Genomic DNA, 19051 nt, shown 5'->3' on the forward strand with positions numbered 1-19051 from the left:
GAATTGGTTTCAGTTAATTTTAAAAATTTTATAAAACTATGTGAGGTAAACTCTCATTCTGGTATGCTTACAAGTAAAGGGGGTTAATAATGAGAAAGAAAACGGCTTTTAGCTGGATGCTTTATGACTTTGGAAATTCCGCATTTGCCACAACAATTATGGCTGCAGTCTTGCCTGTATTCTACTATGATGTAGCTGCTGTAGGGGTAAATGAGAATCTTGCCGCAAGTTTTTGGGGGTATTCTCAATCTATTGCTGTATTAATCGTAGCAATATTGGCACCTATTCTTGGAGCAATTAGCGATTATTCTGCTGCAAAGAAGAAATTTCTTCGTTTTTTTGCATATATGGGTATGATTGCAAGTATTCTTCTTGCATTCGTAGGGGAAGGAGATTATATATTTGCTTCTATTTTACTCATTGTAGGCACTATTGGGTTTTCGGGAGGGAACGTTTTTTATGATGCCTTTCTTCCTGAAATTGCAAACGAAGATGAAATAGATAGAATTTCGACTGCGGGTTTCGCCTGGGGCTATATAGGCGGGGGTTTGTTATTAGCGATAAATATATTAATGATTTTAAAACATGATTGGTTTGGAATTCCAAATGCTACAGTTGCGAGTCAATTATCCTTTGCTACTGTAGGTGTATGGTGGTTTTTGTTTTCATTGCCATTGTTTAAAAATATTCAAGAAGAAAAAAAGGTTCAGGTTAGAAGAGAGCAGTCTTATATAGCAATTGGATTCACACGAGTCACATCGACATTTAAAGAAATAAAACAATACAAGCAATTATTAATTTTTCTATTAGCATTTTGGATGTACAATGATGGTATTTCAACTATCATAAAAATGGCTACCATTTATGGCAGGGATATTGGAATTGATGGAAATTCCTTAATTGCTGCTTTACTGATAACGCAATTTGTCGGTATCCCATTTACTTTTTTATTTGGTTCAATAGCAAAAAGGTTTACAGCTAAGAAGGCATTAACCTTTACACTCTATTTCTATATGGGAATAGTTGTACTTGGTTATTTCATGACTTCTGCCTTGCACTTTTACTTGCTGGCAGTATGCGTAGGTTTTGTGCAAGGTGGTGCGCAATCTTTAAGCAGGTCGATATTTGGCCGAATGGTACCAGATAATAAGCATGCTGAGTTCTTTGGTTTTTATGGTATATCTTCCAAGTTTGCCGCAATCTTTGGACCATTTTTATTTGCATTGGTTGGTCAGTTAACAGGTTCAAGTCGCTTAGGGATTATTTCCTTAATCGTATTTTTTATAGGTGGCATAATCTTATTAAAATTCGTTAACGTCGAGAAAGGTATGCAGGAAGCAGCACTTCAAACAAACGCTAAAGATAAGGTGGAAATAAGACCAAAATAAAAATTAAACTAATAAGGAGGACCAGTCGTTTGGTCCTCCTTATTAGTTGCTTGGGAAACTTAGGTAACTACAAAATTTAGAACCCGGGGACAATCTTTATTAGCTCATCATACAATCGGTTCTGCATATCGATTTTCAAGCTGAAGTGATAAAGGTTTTCCGGTATCATAAGAAATATCGCCAATTAGCTCATGTAGGTACTTGCTTGACGTATCTTTATTATTCCAATAACGCTGTACCTCAGATAATATCTCAAACCCCTCTGCCTTTGCCTGACTGTAAAGATCCATAAAACTGTCTGTAAAACGCTCGTTTGTTGCCGGGTGATTCCAAGTTTTGTTCTTCATATTTAAATAATCTTTCTTGTTTTGAATCGGTTGATGGGAAAAGGAAGAGATTAAGTTACTAAAAAGAACATTTTTCCAACCATATGGATCAGATAGGAGGCGTAGAGCAAGTTTCATATCTCTGTAGGATTTCTGAATATAACGATGTGATTCTTGTTTAATTTGAGAATAGTTTCTTCGTATCGCTTCATCTAAAAAGTCACATAATTCCCTATCTAAAGATAACCCAACATCAATCTCTTTATAAACTGGTGATTTCCATGTTTTTAGATTATGATATTTCTCCATAAGCAATGTATCAATAATTACTTCGAGTTTTTGGTGTTTATTCCCATCATAACCCGCTCTGTAATGGATGTAAGGATGGGTGTTCCTGTCAAGAATATGGTGTGTGATAAAACCATATACATATGCTTTTATATGTTCACTCTTATTTTTAGCGGAAGTAATCAGATCAACTAAAAAATCTCCACATTTTTCTGTGTGCAGTAAATTCCCAATCTCCTGTACAGGTCCTTCTTTAATCCATGGCCAAAAGTTATGATAAAAAAATGGGTCAGGACCTTGAGCACCCAATTTCATGTAGTTTTCATACTTCGAAAACGGATAGGGTTTCTTTACAGCATCAGCAACCTCTTCACAAAAAAGTATGTGTGTCCAGATGTTTGGCATAGAGTAATCCTCCTCCTGAATTATTTTTAGATGGAAGACCTCTATTTGTATTTCATTCCTTCTAAAATTAGTTCCAACTATTTTCTTTTGTCTTCCAGTATATACTAATACACTCTTAAACAAGTATAAAAGAAAACCATCTTATATGGAAAGCGGAATAGGTACAATTTTGTGTCAATAAAAAATCCGCTAAGCTTTTCTTTCTTTTCATATCTATATTTTTTGGTACAATAGAAGAAGATTTAAAACAAGTATTTATACATAGGGAGGAACCATCGATGGAATATCGCGTGGAAAGAGATACAATTGGGGAAATTAACGTACCAGCAGATAAGTATTGGGGTGCACAGACACAGAGAAGTAAACAAAACTTTCCTATTGGAACTGAAAAAATGCCAAATGAAATTATTAAAGCGTTTGCTATTTTAAAGAAAAGTGCAGCAAAAGCTAACAGTGACTTGGGTTTATTAGATGCTAAGAAAGCAGAAGCGATCGAGTATGCAGCTGACCAAGTTTTAGAAGAACAATTAAATGATCATTTTCCTTTGGTTGTTTGGCAAACAGGCAGTGGTACCCAGTCTAATATGAATGTAAATGAAGTGATTGCTCATGTTGGAAATAAATGGCTAGAGAAGCAGGACAGTGATATTACTTTACATCCAAATGACGATGTGAATAAGTCACAGAGCTCGAATGACACTTATCCAACAGCTATGCACATTGCATCCGTTTTAAAAATGGAAGATGTCGTATTACCTGCAATTAGAACATTAAAAGATACATTAAAAGTAAAAATGGATCAGTTCCAGGATATAGTGAAAATAGGGCGCACTCATTTACAAGATGCTACTCCACTCACACTGGGGCAAGAAATCAGCGGGTGGCATCGAATGCTTGAAAAGTCAGAGTCCATGGTGGAAGAAAGCCTTCACTATTTGAAGGAGTTAGCTATTGGTGGTACAGCTGTAGGGACAGGATTGAACGCACATCCTGAATTCTCAAATCGCGTTTGTGAAGCTATCAATAATTTTACTGGTAAGAACTTTATTTCTGCTCCAAATAAGTTTCATGCGTTGACAAGCCATGACGAAACTGTATACGCACATGGTGCATTAAAAGCTTTAGCAGCAGATATGATGAAAATTGCTAACGATGTCCGTTGGCTAGCTAGTGGTCCACGTTGTGGTATTGGCGAAATTACTATACCTGCTAATGAACCTGGAAGTTCCATTATGCCAGGTAAAGTAAACCCAACACAGAGTGAGGCTGTAACAATGGTTGCAGCACAAGTAATGGGGAATGACGCTACAATTGGTTTTGCGGCAAGTCAGGGAAACTTTGAGTTAAATGTATTCAAGCCAGTGATTGCTTTTAACTTCTTACAATCATGCCAAATTTTAGCGGATAGTATTGTTTCTTTTGATGAGCGTTGTGCACAAGGCATTGAACCTAATCATGAACAAATTGAAAAATACCTTAATGACTCGCTTATGCTTGTAACAGCATTAAATCCGCACATCGGTTATGAAAATGCTGCGAAAATTGCTAAAAAAGCATTTGAAGATAATTCTACACTAAAAGAAACTGCGGTGGAGCTAGGATTATTAACAGAAGAAGAGTTTGAGAAGTATGTTAAACCAGAAGAAATGACTTACCCAAAATAAAATATGCTTACTAAAAAGCCCATCATTGATGGGTTTTTTAGTTTGCACCAATGCCGATCCACCATACTTTCGTTAAGACCAGTTTGTACGTTACTAATCGGGTACTTAAGCTTTTTTCTTATATGGAAACATAGCTACAATTTACCAATATTATTTCGTAATAAGATATGGGATTCTGCTTACACTATCTAGTACAGGAGGTGATAGACATGGCTAATAACAACAATTCAAACCAATTAGTAGTTCCAGGAGTACAACAAGCTCTTGATCAAATGAAGTATGAAATCGCTACTGAGTTTGGTGTAAACCTTGGTGCTGACACTACTTCTCGTGCTAACGGTTCTGTTGGTGGAGAAATCACAAAGCGTCTTGTACAAACTGCTCAGCAACAAATGAGTGGCGGACAATACAAATAATGATGGTTAAGGGGAAAGCCTTCAAGGCTTTCCCCCCGTTTTTTTAAAGCAGAATATATAAATTTAACTCCTACAGATTCTTTTGCTGCTTGTTTTATCTAATTCTCAGCTCTGTTTCAGCATCAAAGAAATGAGCACTATTCATATCAAAAGCGAGCGTGATGCTTTCTCCGCCATTTATATCTGTTCGGGAATCAACTCTTGCAACGAAATCCTGGTCATTTATTTTAGAATACAAGTAAGACTCAGCTCCCATTAATTCTGCAACATCAATTGTTGCAGTTATGGCAGTGTCGCTGGATGCATTAATAAATGCTGGTTCATCATGGATATCTTCCGGACGAACACCAAGAATAACCTCTTTACCAACATAATTTTGCTGACGAAGTGTTTTCATTTTCCCTTCTGGCACTTTTACTTTTATATCCTCTAACTCAAAGTGACTTTCCGTTAATTTGCCTGTGAAAAAGTTCATAGATGGAGAACCGATAAATCCACCGACAAAGACATTTTCCGGATTATCATAAACATCTTTTGGTGCACCAACCTGTTGAATAATCCCATCCTTCATAACTACAAGACGAGTTGCCATTGTCATTGCTTCTGTTTGGTCGTGTGTTACATAGATTGTTGTTGTTTGCAGACGTTGGTGTAACTTTTGAATTTCCGCACGCATTTGTACACGGAGCTTCGCATCTAAGTTGGATAGAGGTTCATCCATTAAGAATACTTTCGCATCTCGGACAATTGCTCTTCCAAGCGCAACACGCTGTCTTTGCCCGCCAGAAAGTGCTTTAGGCTTACGGTCAAGGTATGCTTCCAAACCAAGTATTTTTGCTGCGTTTTTAACCCGGTTATCAATTTCGTCCTTTTTAAATTTACGAAGCTTCAATCCAAACGCCATATTATCATACACATTCATGTGGGGATATAGTGCATAGTTTTGGAATACCATTGCAATGTCACGATCTTTAGGGGCTACATCATTCATTTTTTTATCATCAATGTATAGCTCTCCACCGGTAATTTCTTCTAAACCTGCAATCATTCGTAATGTGGTTGATTTCCCACATCCGGAAGGTCCGACAAATACGATGAATTCCTTATCTTGGATATGAAGATTAAAATCATCCACAGCGACAACCTTTTTATCATATGATTTTTGAATATGTTCTAAACGTAACTCAGCCATTTTTTCTCCTCCAATTATGTAAACGCTTTTATTAGTATTTATTATATAAATGAATCAGAAAAATAAAAATAGTAAACATGCACAAAGTTTTTATCTTTCCCTGTGCATGTTTACCAAAATCGTTAAGTAAACTGTAAATGCCTGATGAAACTCCCTTAAATCAATACCTGTTTTATCAAAAAATTTATCCAACCGGTATTGTAGGCTGTTTCGGTGCATATGTAATTCTTTAGCTGCTACGGAAACATTTAAGTTACATTGAAAAAATGTAAGTATTTCACGTAACAAATCCATATCAGTTCTGCACTCTTTTAATATTAAAGATATAAGCTCTTCTTGAAATGGCTCTTCCATTCGCTCAATGAGAAGAGAAGGTACTGCTTCAGCAAAGCTGATTACTTGCTTTCCTGTGCCCATGAATGCGGTACGGGCACTATCTATTAGCGTCTTATAATGTGTGCTGGCGTTGGCGATAGATGTCATATAAGGTCCAACTAGGAAACTAATTTTCACATAAAGATCACTCATTAGAACATCAATAATTTGTTCATAGGAAACCCACTCATCAGTCGATGTACTAATCTCCTCAATAAGAATCCCTTCATTTTCATTTTCCCATAGTATTGGTATGGAACAAGAAAAAAGTGCTTCCATGGATTCTTTAAATTTTTGGGGGCTAATCTGATTATGTTTGAATATAAAGTAAACAAACCTAAATGACTTGGAGGGGGCTTGCAACTCTCTCCTCTCATTATTAATAATTTTTAGCCATTTAACTTCCTCAGATGTAGGAGCAGGAAATTGAATCGAATATGGCTGCAGAAAAGTATGTAGTATGTTATTTTCCTTTGCAGTAAGTTCCTTTTTCTCTATACCTATAATGTCTTTGTTATTGGTAATAAACCATTTATATGCGTCAGAAGGGTATTGCTTATGGGCTTCATATATGATGAGAGAAGGAAAGATACGTTTAAGTTGTTGAATCATTTCGAAACCTCCACAATTATGACTATGTATAATTATAGCAATAGTTTAACCATTTAAAAATAAGAAAGGTAAATTACATGATACTTTTAAATGCTATACAGGAATCAACACGTTTGTTATAGTGAGTAGGAGTAAGAAAAACGGAGGAGGAAATTTTGTGCCTAACATTTATGATAGTGCTTATGATTTAGAGAAAGCAATACGCGAAAGTGAAGAATTTAAAGATTTGAAAAACGCTTATGATGCGGTAATGAATGATCCAACTGCAAAGCAAATGTTCGAAAACTTCCGTGATACTCAAATGGCACTACAAGAAAAACAGATGCAAGGTCAGGAAATCACTGAGGAAGAAGTGGAAAAAGCACGCCAAGTTGTAGAGCTTGTCCAACAACATGAAGAGATTTCAAAGTTAATGGAGCAAGAACAGCGCCTTAATTTAGTTATCAATGATGTCAGCCGTATTATTACAAAGCCTTTAGAGGAATTATACGGTATGCCGGAGGAGCCAACTGAATAACACTGCTTCCATGAGAGAAAGAACTCAAAACCTGCAATGTATTTTGCAGGTTTTTTTGATGCTTTAAAAAGAGTAATAACTAAAAACAAGGTATTGCTTTAATCTGGAAAGTTATAATCGTATTTTGTGATTATTATTAGAGTATGCAGGATTTTCTATAGATGAAATAGAACTCATAGTAGGAAGTCTATTTTATCTGTAAAGGGGTTTTGTAAATGAGTACTGTAATATATGAATCAAGAAACAATGTTTCCTATATTTATTTGAATCGCCCGGAGAGGTATAATGCGCTAAATAAAGAGATGCTTGAGGATTTATTTATTGTACTTGAAAAAGTTGAAAAAAATGAAGACAGAGTTATTATCCTCTCTGGAAAAGGAAACGCTTTTTGCGCAGGCGGAGATATTGGAATGATGGAAGACTTTGCCGAGAAGAAGTTTTTCGATGAGGTAATGGACTTAATTGGAAAAGTAGCATTAAAGCTATATATGATGCCAAAAATTGTCGTATCAGCAATTCAGGGCTCAGCAGCGGGATTAGGATTGAGTTTAGCTTTGACTGCAGACTATGTGGTAGCACAAAAGGAAGCGAAGTTGGGTATGCTTTTCATTGGTATAGGATTAGCTCCGGATGGAGGAGGACATTTTTTTATAAAGGAAAGGCTTGGTACGCAAATGGCGAAACAGTTTATCTGGGGGTTGAAGCAGGTTGATGGCACCCAGGCAAAAAGTATGGGTCTTGTAGATATGATTACAGAGGATTCTGTTGGGGAATATACAGCCCAATTCGCTGCTAAGCTAATGACAACACCTCTGAAAGCTATGTTAAAAACAAAAATGTTATACCACTCTAAAAACAAAGAGGAATTGGTTTATTATCTAGATGAAGAGCATAGAATCCAATGGGAGCTTAGAAATACAAAGGATCATCAGGAAGGTGTTCAGGCATTTCTTGAAAAAAGAAAGCCACATTTTAAAGGGAATTAATGTGTTTGTAGAGAAAGCATAAAAAGTAAGGAGAAAATAGCCGAACTACTTCGGATAATAGAAGATACGAAAGAAGTTCGGCATTTACTTCAATTAAAAGTACTTATCACTTAAACTGCATTATCTGTGAAACAAAATAAGCTTAGCCTCTGGTGATACACAGCGATGTGTATGTTCATTATAGCCTTCTTCAGACAACCGTGCCTGCCCAACTTCTTTTGCTTCTTCATCTGTTTTAGCAGTGAATGATTCATCAAGTAACTTATCACCTGTTTGATCAAAAACCGTTAAATTATAAGTTCTCATTGTAAATTCCTCCTTGAAGTCTTAAAATGTGTTCTAAATCTATAGTTAATAGTAAGCTTAAAGCAATTCACACTATAGATGCGATGTAACAAGTAATCTTCTAATTATTAACAAAGGCATTATTATTGGGAAGATAACAGAAATAGATAAGTTGGTGAGGTAGGCCCCATTGATTTCTGTAGCGGTGTTATTTAGCCATTTTGGATTAACGAATTAATAAGTTTTCTCTCCTTCGCATATTCCTCCAACTATGTACTATTATGCATTGTCGATCATTTTCCCCTCACCAATACATAGTAGAACCTATAATTATTTATTCTGTATTTATTATTAAAATCCTGCAAAGAAAGTAAATTTCACAAGTGAATTGCTAATTCATTCATCCTATTTGTGAGGATAAATGATAAAATAAAAAATTGAAACATAATTCCATGTATTTACGTAAGAAGAAGTGGGGAGGAGAGGTAGAATGGTCTTACAATTAAAGAAAGTGACAAAAAGATTTGGTAAACACACAGCAGTTGACCAGCTTTCATTAGAAATACCTGAAAAAGAAATGTTTGGATTTTTAGGTGGAAATGGGGCTGGGAAAACAACTACATTCCGAATGATTCTCGGACTGCTAGACGCAACAGAGGGGGAAATTTCCTGGAATGGTGAAACAATAAACTACAATAAAAGTCATTTGATCGGATATTTACCGGAGGAGAGAGGTTTATATCCCAAGCTCACAGTAAAGGAGCAACTTATTTATTTAGGAAAATTAAGAGGGATGCGCAAGAATGAGGTTCTTACTGGTTTAAAAAGCTGGCTTGACCGATTTCAGGTTCCTGAGTATTTAAATAAAAAGGTAGAAGAGCTCTCGAAAGGGAACCAGCAGAAAATTCAGTTTATCTCAGCTATTCTTCATAAGCCAAAGCTTCTTATTCTTGATGAACCATTTTCCGGTTTAGATCCAATTAATGTAGAAATGCTGAAAGAAGCTGTAGTGGATTTGAAGGAACAGGGCACGTCTATCGTATTTTCTTCACATCGTATGGAGCATGTGGAAGAATTATGTGAACAATTATGTATTCTGCATAAGGGCAAGCAAGTCGTTCAGGGTTCATTAAAAGAAATTAAACGATCCTTTGGTAAGAAAAACTTAATCGTTCATGCAGAATTTCCGGTGGAATTTTTAGCAGATCTTCCTGGAGTCCTTCACTATAAGAAGGTTATGGAAGGGTGCGAGCTGCAAATTGAACAGGAAGCAGCATCACAAGAGATATTTCAGGCATTACAGGGAAGAGGCTTTGTACGCAAATTTGAAATAGAAGAGCCTTCTTTAAATGATATTTTTATTGAGAAAGTAGGTGCTTCTTATGAATAAATTTTGGATCATTCTTTCACATACATATATGTCTCGAGTGAAAACAAAATCATTTCTAATCAGTACACTGATAACACTGCTACTTATCGTAGGAATGGCTAATTTTCAACATATTGTGGACATATTTGCAGACGATCAAGCTGAAAAAATTGCCGTAATTGATGAAACGAATGAACTATTTGATCCGCTTAATCAACAAGTGGAAAACACGGATGAAAATTATGAACTCATTTCATATGAGGGTACAATAGAGGATGGAAAAAATGCTGTGCAGGAGGAAGAGTATAGTGCCTTGCTTGTCTTAAATTATACTGACAGCATGCTGCCGAAAGCGTCTTACTTTGCGAATAATATTTCTGAAGCAGGGAAACAAATGGCGCTGACACAGCAATTGCAACAATTAAAAATTTCAATGGCTACAGAGCAGTCAGGTATAAGTGAAGAGATGCTGGCAATGATCAATGCCCCAGTAGAGTTCCAGGCAGACGCACTTGATAAAAGCGCTAAAACGGATGAAGAATTAAATCAGGCAAGAGGAATTGTATATGTCATGTTATTTTTGTTATATATGTCCGTGATGCTTTATGGCCAAATGATCGCAACAGATGTGGCGACAGAAAAATCCTCACGTGTCATGGAGATCCTAGTATCAAGTGCATCTCCCGTGACTCATATGTTTGCAAAAATAGTTGGTATTGCGTTACTAGGGCTTACACAAGTCATCTTATTTATTGGGGTAGGTTATTTGTTAATCTCAAGCAAAAAGGATGAACTTACCGGCGGCTTTTTTGAAATATTTGGCATACAGGATACCTCGCCGACAGTTTATCTCTACGCTATTTTGTTCTTTGTATTAGGCTATCTTTTATATGCTACTCTTGCTGCTATGCTTGGGTCTTTAGTAAGCAGAGTGGAGGATGTTCAGCAATTAATTATGCCTATGGTTTTCCTAATACTTATTGCTTTCTTTATCGCGATGTTTGGAATTGGAACTCCAGATTCCGGGTTGGTGAGAATCAGCTCTTTCATCCCTTTCTTTGCCCCAATGGTAATGTTCCTGCGTGTTGGGATGCTTGATGTACCGGCATGGGAGGTTTCACTTTCAATCGGTATTTTAATTGCATCTATCATTCTGTTAGCAATTATAGGTGCAAGAGTTTATAAAGGTGGCGTACTTATGTATGGACGCTCCAGTTCATTAAAAGATTTAAAAAAGGCAATTGTTTTATCGAAAAAAGAATAGTTAATAAGGTAAGTCAAAAGCCGAACTGTGTTCCGAAACTTTTTAATTATGTTTCGAAGCATGCCGGCTTTTTTTATTCTATAGTTCTGGTATATATGTGGGGGTTGTTCAATGATTCGGAAAATAGATAAACTGCGACGTAACTGTAAGTATTGTAAATTACTGTTTCTAAAAGGTACACTACTAAAATATATTTTAATACGTTTTGATGATCATCAACCGCCATTGATTTCCATTACAGATGAACGCTTTCCGCCGGCATGGCTTCAGCCGCTTCCTCCGCTACGCACCGTTTAGTGTCTTCAACTCATGCTATTCCGGCAGGAGTCGCCCCCTTCCGCTCCAATCAATTGGAATGGCTTTTCGATTTTAAAGAGCTAGAATACAGTCTTTAGCGGAGGGGAAATATGTAGACTCCAGCGGGAAAAGCGAGACTAGCGAGACCCCGCAGAACGGGACGTTAGTGAAGTTCGAGGAGGCTCGCAGGCCGCCCGCGGAAAGCGAAATATTTCCCCGTAGCGGTGATTAACGCAGTCTCTATATTCTTAGTTACGTCACAGTTTATTCCAACTATCAATGAACAAAATACGTTTGTACCCCAACATTTGCAGGAACACCTATTTTATCTGAGTATCCCATTCAGCGAACGTGCATTCGTGTCTTGTTTTTGGTAAAATAAACATACGGAATATACAAAAAAGGAGGATTGACCTTGGTTAAACAAATTTCTTTTCTTCATGCTGCAGATTTGCATCTAGATAGCCCCTGTAAAGGCTTGTCTTACACCCCTTCAAATATATTTGAACAAATCAGGGAGAGTACTTTTCAAGCACTCGATCATCTTGTTGATGCAGCCATTAGAAAGCAGGTTGATTTTGTTTTAATTACTGGCGATTTGTTTGATAATGAGCGACAAAGCTTGAAAGCACAAGTCAGGTTGAAGCGGGCATTTGAAAAATTGGAAGAGTATCATATAAATGTCTATATGTCCTATGGAAACCATGATTACATAAAAGGGAACATCCACCCGGTCACTTATCCATCTAATGTTTACATATTTCCAGATGAGAAAGTTAGTAATTTTACTTATATAAGAAATGAAGAAAAGCTAGCAGCTATATATGGATTCAGTTATGAAAACAAAGCAGTACTTCATAATAAGGTTTCCGAGTATGAAATAAAGGACGAGACGATCCCATTTCATATTGGTATGCTTCATGGCAGTATTCAAAATAACACGGAGCATGATCACTATGCCCCTTTCCAATTAAGTGAGTTGGAAGGAAGAAATTTTCATTATTGGGCGCTTGGTCATATTCATAAAAGACAGATTTTAAAAGAAGACCCCCCGATCGTTTATTCAGGTAATATACAAGGGCGTCATCGAAAGGAAACGGGTGAAAAAGGATGTTATCACGTTATATTGACAGAAAACGATGTAGAAATGACTTTCATTCCTTTACAGGCAATCAAATTTACCTCTATTAAAGTCGATGTTGATGATTGCAATGATATTTTTGAGTTGGAAAAGAAGCTTCAAACTAAATTAGAACAAATAAGTACTGAAGTTCCGGCTCTGCTTGAGCTTACTCTTTTAAGTACAAATGAAATTGTTAAACAATGGTACAGGGAAAATTTGCTCGATGAGGTTATAGAATTGATTAATGAGCCGGCGATAGTGAAGCATAATTGGTTCTATATCTATAAATACAAAGGAAAAATAACCTCCCCGTTCAAATCTAAGAATTCGTATACAGGCGATCCCTTTACTGGAGAATTGCTCCATCAAGGAGATAATTTCCCGGTAAAATCATCTATTGGAGAATTATATCTGCAGAAAAAGGCGCGAAGATACTTGGAAGCCTTAAGTACAGAAGAAGAAGAAACGATTAAACAGGAAGCGTTAGAATTAGTAATAAATGAGCTTCATAGGAAATGAGGTGATAAATAATGAAATTTATAAGTGCGACGATAAATGGTTTTGGTAAATGGGTGGATCAGTCATTTCATTTCTATAATGATGGCGTTAATTGTATTTATGGAGAGAATGAATCCGGGAAATCCACTTTACATCTTTTCATATTATTCATGTTATTTGGACTACCTCCAAAACAACGTAATTTCTATCGTCCGAAAACAAGTGGAACTTTAGGAGGGCGGCTTACGCTTGAAGCTAAACATACAGGCAGGTTTACCATTGAACGATTTGATGGGGTACGCAATGGTTCAGCACTTTGTTATACAGAAGATGGCTCACAACATGATGAAGAATGGCTTGCGGAAACCCTGCAAGGTATTTCCTCTACTACATATCAATCTATTTTTTCTTTTTCTGCTGATGATTTAAATGACTTCAGGAACATGAAGGAAGATGATTTGGGAGAAGTGTTGCTTGGAATTGGTTTAACTGGCTCAACAGCTATTCAATCTGTCGAAAAGATGCTCGATAATAAAATTGGTGACCTGTTCAAACCGTATGGCAAAAAGCCACTGATCAACCAAGAGCTAGATCAGATGGCGTTACTACATAAAGAAGTGCGTCAATCAGCAACAGAGGAAAAGGTATATCAGAACAAAAATTTGGAGTCAGATAAATTATCTCAGGATATTCAAACATTGGAGGAGCGAGTAAGACAATTATATAGCGAGCGAATGGAGCTGGAAAGAAAACAACAAGCACTACCAGTTATGAAGCAATATCGTGAACTTAGAGAAAACCTTAATGAGCTCCCCGACTCGATTCCATTTCCAGAGGATGGATTAACTCGTTATGAAAAAGTAAAAAACGAAGTTCTCCCTCTACGAAGCGAACTTTCTTTTCTTACCGCCAATGAAAAGACCTATGAAAATAGAATTACCATATTACTAGAAGAGCTTCCAACTGAAGAGAGATACAAAAAGGCAGCTAAATTAGTAAAGTTAAAAGAAGATTACACCTCTTTCGTAAGAGAAAGAGAAAATTGGCAGAGCCAGCTGAATAAATTACAAAATCGTTTAAAAATGGAAATTAACCAGTTAAACATTGGTATAGGTATGGAAGATTTAGAAGAATTCCATCTTCCCTTCCATACTGAAAAAAACTGGAACCAATTAAAAACATCATCAAGTGATTTGAAAAAAGAATCAATACAACTGCAACAAGAACAAAAAGAGTTAACAAATCAACGTATGTATATGATGAATCAAATTGGTGAACTGGAAGATCAATTGTTGGACCCTCACCATGTAAGCAAGATCAAAGAAAAATTACGATTATCTACAGAAAATGAACTTATCCAGCGACTTTCCATGCAATTAACTAAAAAGAAAATAAAGTGGGAAAAAGAAAAAGAAAAGAAGAAGAAATATGCGTCTATAGGATTATGGGGGAGTATATTCATCGCTCTTATTCTAGGCATAACTGCTATGTTAGCAGACCGTTCCATTTTTTATGTAGGGACGGTAGCTATGTTAATTATTGGATTACTACAAAGAGTATTATTCCATCGCTATTTGGATGGAATGGAAAAAATAATCGGTACGGAGGAAATGCAAGCAACAAATATAGCTATAGAGGATGAGGAGAGGAAGGAAGCGGAGCATTTGCTGGCCTCTTATGAAAATACGAAAAAAGATATAGCTACGTTGGAAGAAAACTTAAAATCAATTGAATTGGCATTGGTCAAATGGAATGAAAAGAATAAGCTTAACAAAGATGCACACCATACGTTGGAAAGCAAAATAAAGCAACAAATCGATCTCTATCCATTTCTTTTGCATGTCGAAATAGATTATTGGCCAGAATTATACCATAACCTAAAACATATTGTTACGTTGGGTCATGAGGCAGGAGAAATAAAAGAGAATATCAGGCTTCTTAAAGAAAAAAAGAAGAAGATTCAATTTGAATTAAACCAGTTTTCAGGCTCAGAAAATGGGGAATGGACAGAAAAGACCATTAAAGACCAACTGAGGGAGCTAGAGCTATTCACCACGGATTATAACTCTAATCTAGAAAAGATAAAGCAGTATAGACAGCAATTACATGAAAACAAGGAACAACAACATGCTGTAAAAGAAAAGCTTAGACCTTATGAAACAGAAATAAAGCAACTGTTTGAAGTGGCACAAGTGGATAAAGAGGATACGTATTACTTTAAAGCAAGGCAACTACAGGAAAAGCAAGAATTGGAAAAGGAAAAGACTACCTTAGCAAGACAACTTAATAACTTTTTTGATGATCAAGAGGAGGACCACTCCCTGGAGTGGCAGGAAGAGGAATTAGCAAGCAGATCTCAGCAGATTAAAAAAGAAGAAATTGAACTGCAAAAAAATATTGAGAAGAAACGTCAGGAATTAGCCAATATTCGTGCAGAGATTTTACAGATGGAAACCTCTGAAACTCACTCTTATAAATTGCACCAATATGAAATGAAAAAAGAAAGAGTGAATGAGCTTGCGAAGGAATGGGCTGTTCTGAAGACAGCAAAAGAAATGTTATCAGAAACGAAAAGAAATTATCGGGATATTTACTTGTCTAAAGTAATCCAACAAACGATTTACTATTTCGGTTTTTTAACAGATGGTCGCTATAAGGATGTTCATCCACCAGCAGATGGGCAGGCATTTTATGTTGTGACACAGGATGATATACATTTTGATGTGAATGAATTATCCAAGGGTACAGTAGATCAGTTATATATTTCACTTCGTTTTGCAGTAAGTGAGGTAATGAGTAATGAATTTAAATTACCGATAATTATGGATGACGCATTTATTCACTTTGACATGGAGCGAGCAGAAAGAATAACTGAAATTATAAAAAGGATTGGTAGTAAGCAGCAAGTACTTCTTTTTACATGTAAACATAATGTGAGGGAATTTTTTGAAAATGAAAACATTATCCGGTTGTAAAATACTATTCGCATAAATTCACAAATAATGATAAACTATTTGCAGATTATAATTGCAGGTGGAGGGACATCCATTGCCAGAGGAAAAAGACTTAAAAGAATGGGAAAAATATGACGAGACAATAGAAAAGTTTATTCAGGTGATAGCTAAAAATATGAATTTATATGGCATCACTTCTTCTGTTGGGAGACTATATGGTGTGCTGTATTTCTCAGACAATCCAATGACATTAGATGATATGAGAGATGCACTTGAAATGAGTAAAACAAGTATGTCAACAGGGGTTCGGACATTATCTGATATGAAAATGGTTGAATCCACATTTAAAAAAGGGATAAGGAAAGACTTATACCGTTCTGAGGAAGATTGGTATAAATCATTTACTTCCCTTTTTGGCAACCGGTGGCGGCAATATACAGAAACGAATATAGAAGAAGCAGATGAAACTATTGCTGAATTGGAACAAATAATAAGTAAAACAGATAATGAAGAATTAATAGAGAAAGTCAAATCAGATATAGACCGACTTGAGTACGCTAAAAATTATTATGAATGGCTAATGACTTTTATCCAGGTAATAGAGTCGGGCAAAATATTTGATTATATACCTAAGAAATAAATAAACAACAAAGAACTGACATTGAAATATGGCTATGGTTAGCCTGTTTTAGAGTCAGTTTTCTTTTTAGCAGTAAAGGCGCTTGCGCTTTTTTAGTAGGGGAGGAAACGATATGATCAAAGGGATTGGCACTACAGCTATCGGGGAGTCTTTTGAAGGTTATATGTTAATTAAAGATGCAATAAAAGGGGTCACCAGTAACGGGAAACCATTCTTAACCCTTATGCTACGAGATAAAACAGGGGAGATAGAAGCTAAACTATGGGATACTACAAAGGAAGATGAAGCTGTATGTGTGCCTGAACAAATTATTAAGCTGGCTGGAGAAATAAATCAGTTTCGTGGAAAGGCACAATTAAAAATACTTTCTTTTCGCCCATCCCAGCCAACAGACGATGTTCATGTATCTGATTTTGTGGAAAAGGCACCGGTAGAGAAAGAAGAATTAACCGAGAAATTAACAGAGGCAATTTTTGAAATGCAAAATCCTGCGCTACAACGTCTTGTCAGAGCTTTTATAAGAAAGTATCAAGAAGATTTATTAGTATATCCTGCAGCAACCAAAAACCATCATGAGTATGTCTCTGGATTGGCACACCATATTGTCAGTATGCTTGCAATTGCCAGGGAATTGCATAAGCTTTATCCTGAGATGAATAAAGACTTGTTATATGCTGGGATTATTTTACACGATTTAGGTAAACTGAAAGAGCTCTCCGGTGTTGTAACGACCAGTTATACATTAGAAGGCAAGCTGCTTGGCCATATACCAATGATGGTAGAAGAAATAGGCTTGATGGCTAAAGAGTTGCAAATTGAAGGAGAAGAGGTAACAATCCTACAGCATTTAATCCTATCCCATCATGGAAAAGCGGAGTGGGGAAGTCCTAAGCCTCCATTAGTAAGAGAAGCGGAAGTCTTACACTTAATAGATTTAATGGATGCAAAATTAAATATGATGAATCGCGCATTGAGTAAAGTGAAACCCGGAGAGTTTACCGAGCGAATGTTTGCAATGGATAATCGGTCTTTTTATAAACCTATATTTGAAAAATAAGAAGCAGTTGGTATTTTATTGATAACTTGTTCATATACATGGAGTAGAGATATGGACAAGGGAGGCTAAAGAATGTTGCTGGGGATACCTTGGTGGGTTTTTATTATGATTGGTTTAATGTTTTTCTGCGGAATTATGGCATTTCGTGCCATGCAAGCGGAAAGAAGACTGGAGCAACAATTTATTGAAAAAGAAGGAAAAATATATATGGACCGGATGAAGGCTGAGATGGAAGCGAAACATGACAGCAAGCAACAAATGCATGGATGAATAAAAATATTCCGTGATGAGATTCTAACCATTTCTGGAGACGTATATGCTAAAGTTTTGTTTATGGCTATGATAAATTAAAAAACAGGAAACGGGCTGATACATTTTGTATCAGCCCGTTTTGTGTAATTATCCCTTTGCTTCTTCTTTTTCTTCACCTTTATCGAACATGCCTTCAAACTCATCGATTTTTACATCTACTTTAGCATCATCAATTAACTTATTAATTTTCTCTTGTGCTTTAGTCGGATCTACTTTCTCGTTAAGAATTTGACGACGGATATCATCTTTTACATCTTTGTATTCGCCAACGGAATCTTCTTTTTCACGTTTGTCATTTAGCTTAATGATATGGTAACCGTGTTCTGTCTTAACTGGGTCGCTTATTTCTCCTTTTTCCATGCTATATACAGCGTCTTCGAATTTAGGAACCATTTGACCGGTAGAGAACCATCCTAAATCGCCACCATTTTCAGCAGAACCATCTGTAGAGTATTCCTTTGCAAGTTTAGCAAAATCCCCACCATTATCAAGCTTTTTCTTTACTTCTTTGGCAGTTTCTTCATCTTCTACGAGAATATGCTGTGCTTTTAATTCTGTTTTCATTCGATCATATTTTTCTTTCATTTCCTTCTCACTGATATCTACTCCATCAGCAAGGGCCTTCTCTTGTAATAAAGAGACACGTAATACTTCTTTAAACTGGTCTTCATCTTTGAACCCTTGTTGCTGTAGAGCCATTTCAAACTGATCGCCCAGTTGGTCCTTCATTTTTTTCAGTTCTTTATCAACTTCTTTATCACTGACGTCATACTTGTCCTCCAGTACTTTAACAGTAACCATTTCCTGAAGTACATTTTCCCCATTTCGTTCTTTTAATTCTTGATAAAAATCTTCTTTGGATATATTTCCTGCACTAGTTTCTACGACTGTTTTTGAATCGGATCCATCAGAGCTGCACGCTGCTAATGAAAATACTCCTGCTGTTAATGTTACAGCGATTACTAATTTTTTCATCTAAACACTCCTAATCATATTGCATATGTAATATGCTATTGATAAATATACCATATTATGGTGTGAAAAACATAGTCCTATGTTACTTTTAAGCTCGTCTGATTTACG

At 36.2% G+C, this 19051-nt stretch carries 18 protein-coding genes; 13 read left to right on the forward strand and 5 right to left on the reverse strand.

The window, feature by feature from the left end:
- Positions 1-89: 89 nt before the first annotated feature.
- The gene (locus tag X953_RS04730) at positions 90-1388 is read left to right on the forward strand and encodes an MFS transporter (protein WP_040954574.1); all 1299 of its coding nucleotides are present in this window, start codon (positions 90-92) and stop codon (positions 1386-1388) included.
- 107 nt (positions 1389-1495) lie between these two features.
- Here X953_RS04730 and X953_RS04735 read toward each other — a convergent pair whose 3' ends face one another.
- Positions 1496-2407, reverse strand: coding sequence for a zinc dependent phospholipase C family protein (locus tag X953_RS04735; RefSeq protein ID WP_040954575.1), 912 nt, complete (start codon positions 2405-2407; stop codon positions 1496-1498).
- 278 nt (positions 2408-2685) lie between these two features.
- On the opposite strand from X953_RS04735, the gene fumC reads away from it, so the two are divergent.
- Both fumC and X953_RS04745 read left to right on the forward strand, forming a co-directional pair.
- The gene (gene fumC, locus X953_RS04740; RefSeq protein ID WP_040954576.1) at positions 2686-4071 is read left to right on the forward strand and encodes a class II fumarate hydratase; all 1386 of its coding nucleotides are present in this window, start codon (positions 2686-2688) and stop codon (positions 4069-4071) included.
- 209 nt (positions 4072-4280) lie between these two features.
- Positions 4281-4487 (forward strand): alpha/beta-type small acid-soluble spore protein, encoded by a 207-nt coding sequence (locus tag X953_RS04745; RefSeq protein WP_019376154.1) that lies wholly within the window; start codon positions 4281-4283, stop codon positions 4485-4487.
- Between the two features lie 94 nt (positions 4488-4581).
- On the opposite strand, the gene X953_RS04750 is transcribed toward X953_RS04745, so the two are convergent.
- Positions 4582-5679, reverse strand: a complete 1098-nt coding sequence (locus X953_RS04750) for an ABC transporter ATP-binding protein (protein WP_040954577.1) — start codon at positions 5677-5679, stop codon at positions 4582-4584.
- 90 nt (positions 5680-5769) lie between these two features.
- The gene (locus X953_RS04755; RefSeq protein ID WP_040954578.1) at positions 5770-6666 is read right to left on the reverse strand and encodes a CdaR family transcriptional regulator; all 897 of its coding nucleotides are present in this window, start codon (positions 6664-6666) and stop codon (positions 5770-5772) included.
- A gap of 157 nt (positions 6667-6823) precedes the next feature.
- Here X953_RS04755 and X953_RS04760 point away from each other — a divergent pair, with 157 nt between their 5' ends.
- The gene (locus tag X953_RS04760; protein WP_019376157.1) at positions 6824-7183 is read left to right on the forward strand and encodes a YlbF family regulator; all 360 of its coding nucleotides are present in this window, start codon (positions 6824-6826) and stop codon (positions 7181-7183) included.
- 215 nt (positions 7184-7398) lie between these two features.
- Positions 7399-8169, forward strand: a complete 771-nt coding sequence (locus tag X953_RS04765) for an enoyl-CoA hydratase (RefSeq protein ID WP_040954579.1) — start codon at positions 7399-7401, stop codon at positions 8167-8169.
- A gap of 120 nt (positions 8170-8289) precedes the next feature.
- Here the strand turns inward: X953_RS04765 and X953_RS04770 are convergent, their stop codons facing one another.
- Positions 8290-8475, reverse strand: coding sequence for a YhzD family protein (locus X953_RS04770; protein WP_040954580.1), 186 nt, complete (start codon positions 8473-8475; stop codon positions 8290-8292).
- A 469-nt stretch (positions 8476-8944) separates the two neighbouring features.
- Here X953_RS04770 and X953_RS04775 point away from each other — a divergent pair, with 469 nt between their 5' ends.
- From X953_RS04775 to X953_RS04810, 8 genes are all read left to right on the forward strand, one after another.
- Positions 8945-9844 (forward strand): ABC transporter ATP-binding protein, encoded by a 900-nt coding sequence (locus X953_RS04775; protein ID WP_040954581.1) that lies wholly within the window; start codon positions 8945-8947, stop codon positions 9842-9844.
- The gene (locus tag X953_RS04780) at positions 9837-11087 is read left to right on the forward strand and encodes an ABC transporter permease (protein WP_040954582.1); all 1251 of its coding nucleotides are present in this window, start codon (positions 9837-9839) and stop codon (positions 11085-11087) included. The genes X953_RS04775 and X953_RS04780 overlap by 8 nt, the downstream gene beginning before the upstream one ends.
- A gap of 111 nt (positions 11088-11198) precedes the next feature.
- Positions 11199-11384: a hypothetical protein gene (locus X953_RS04785; protein ID WP_040954583.1), complete on the forward strand. Its 186-nt coding sequence runs from the start codon at positions 11199-11201 to the stop codon at positions 11382-11384.
- Positions 11385-11799: 415 nt separating this feature from the next.
- Positions 11800-13026, forward strand: a complete 1227-nt coding sequence (locus tag X953_RS04790; protein WP_040954584.1) for a DNA repair exonuclease — start codon at positions 11800-11802, stop codon at positions 13024-13026.
- Between the two features lie 11 nt (positions 13027-13037).
- Positions 13038-15980 (forward strand): AAA family ATPase, encoded by a 2943-nt coding sequence (locus X953_RS04795; protein WP_040954585.1) that lies wholly within the window; start codon positions 13038-13040, stop codon positions 15978-15980.
- Positions 15981-16053: 73 nt separating this feature from the next.
- A complete protein-coding gene (locus X953_RS04800) occupies positions 16054-16599 on the forward strand; it encodes a GbsR/MarR family transcriptional regulator (protein ID WP_040954586.1) in 546 nt (181 codons plus the stop codon).
- Between the two features lie 112 nt (positions 16600-16711).
- Positions 16712-17656 (forward strand): 3'-5' exoribonuclease YhaM, encoded by a 945-nt coding sequence (gene yhaM / locus X953_RS04805; protein WP_040954587.1) that lies wholly within the window; start codon positions 16712-16714, stop codon positions 17654-17656.
- Between the two features lie 72 nt (positions 17657-17728).
- Positions 17729-17926, forward strand: coding sequence for a sporulation YhaL family protein (locus tag X953_RS04810; RefSeq protein ID WP_052350039.1), 198 nt, complete (start codon positions 17729-17731; stop codon positions 17924-17926).
- Between the two features lie 129 nt (positions 17927-18055).
- Here the strand turns inward: X953_RS04810 and X953_RS04815 are convergent, their stop codons facing one another.
- A complete protein-coding gene (locus X953_RS04815; RefSeq protein WP_040954588.1) occupies positions 18056-18943 on the reverse strand; it encodes a peptidylprolyl isomerase in 888 nt (295 codons plus the stop codon).
- Positions 18944-19051 lie beyond the last annotated feature (108 nt).

This window comes from Virgibacillus sp. SK37, from assembly GCF_000725285.1.
GTDB lineage: Bacteria > Bacillota > Bacilli > Bacillales > Amphibacillaceae > Virgibacillus_Q.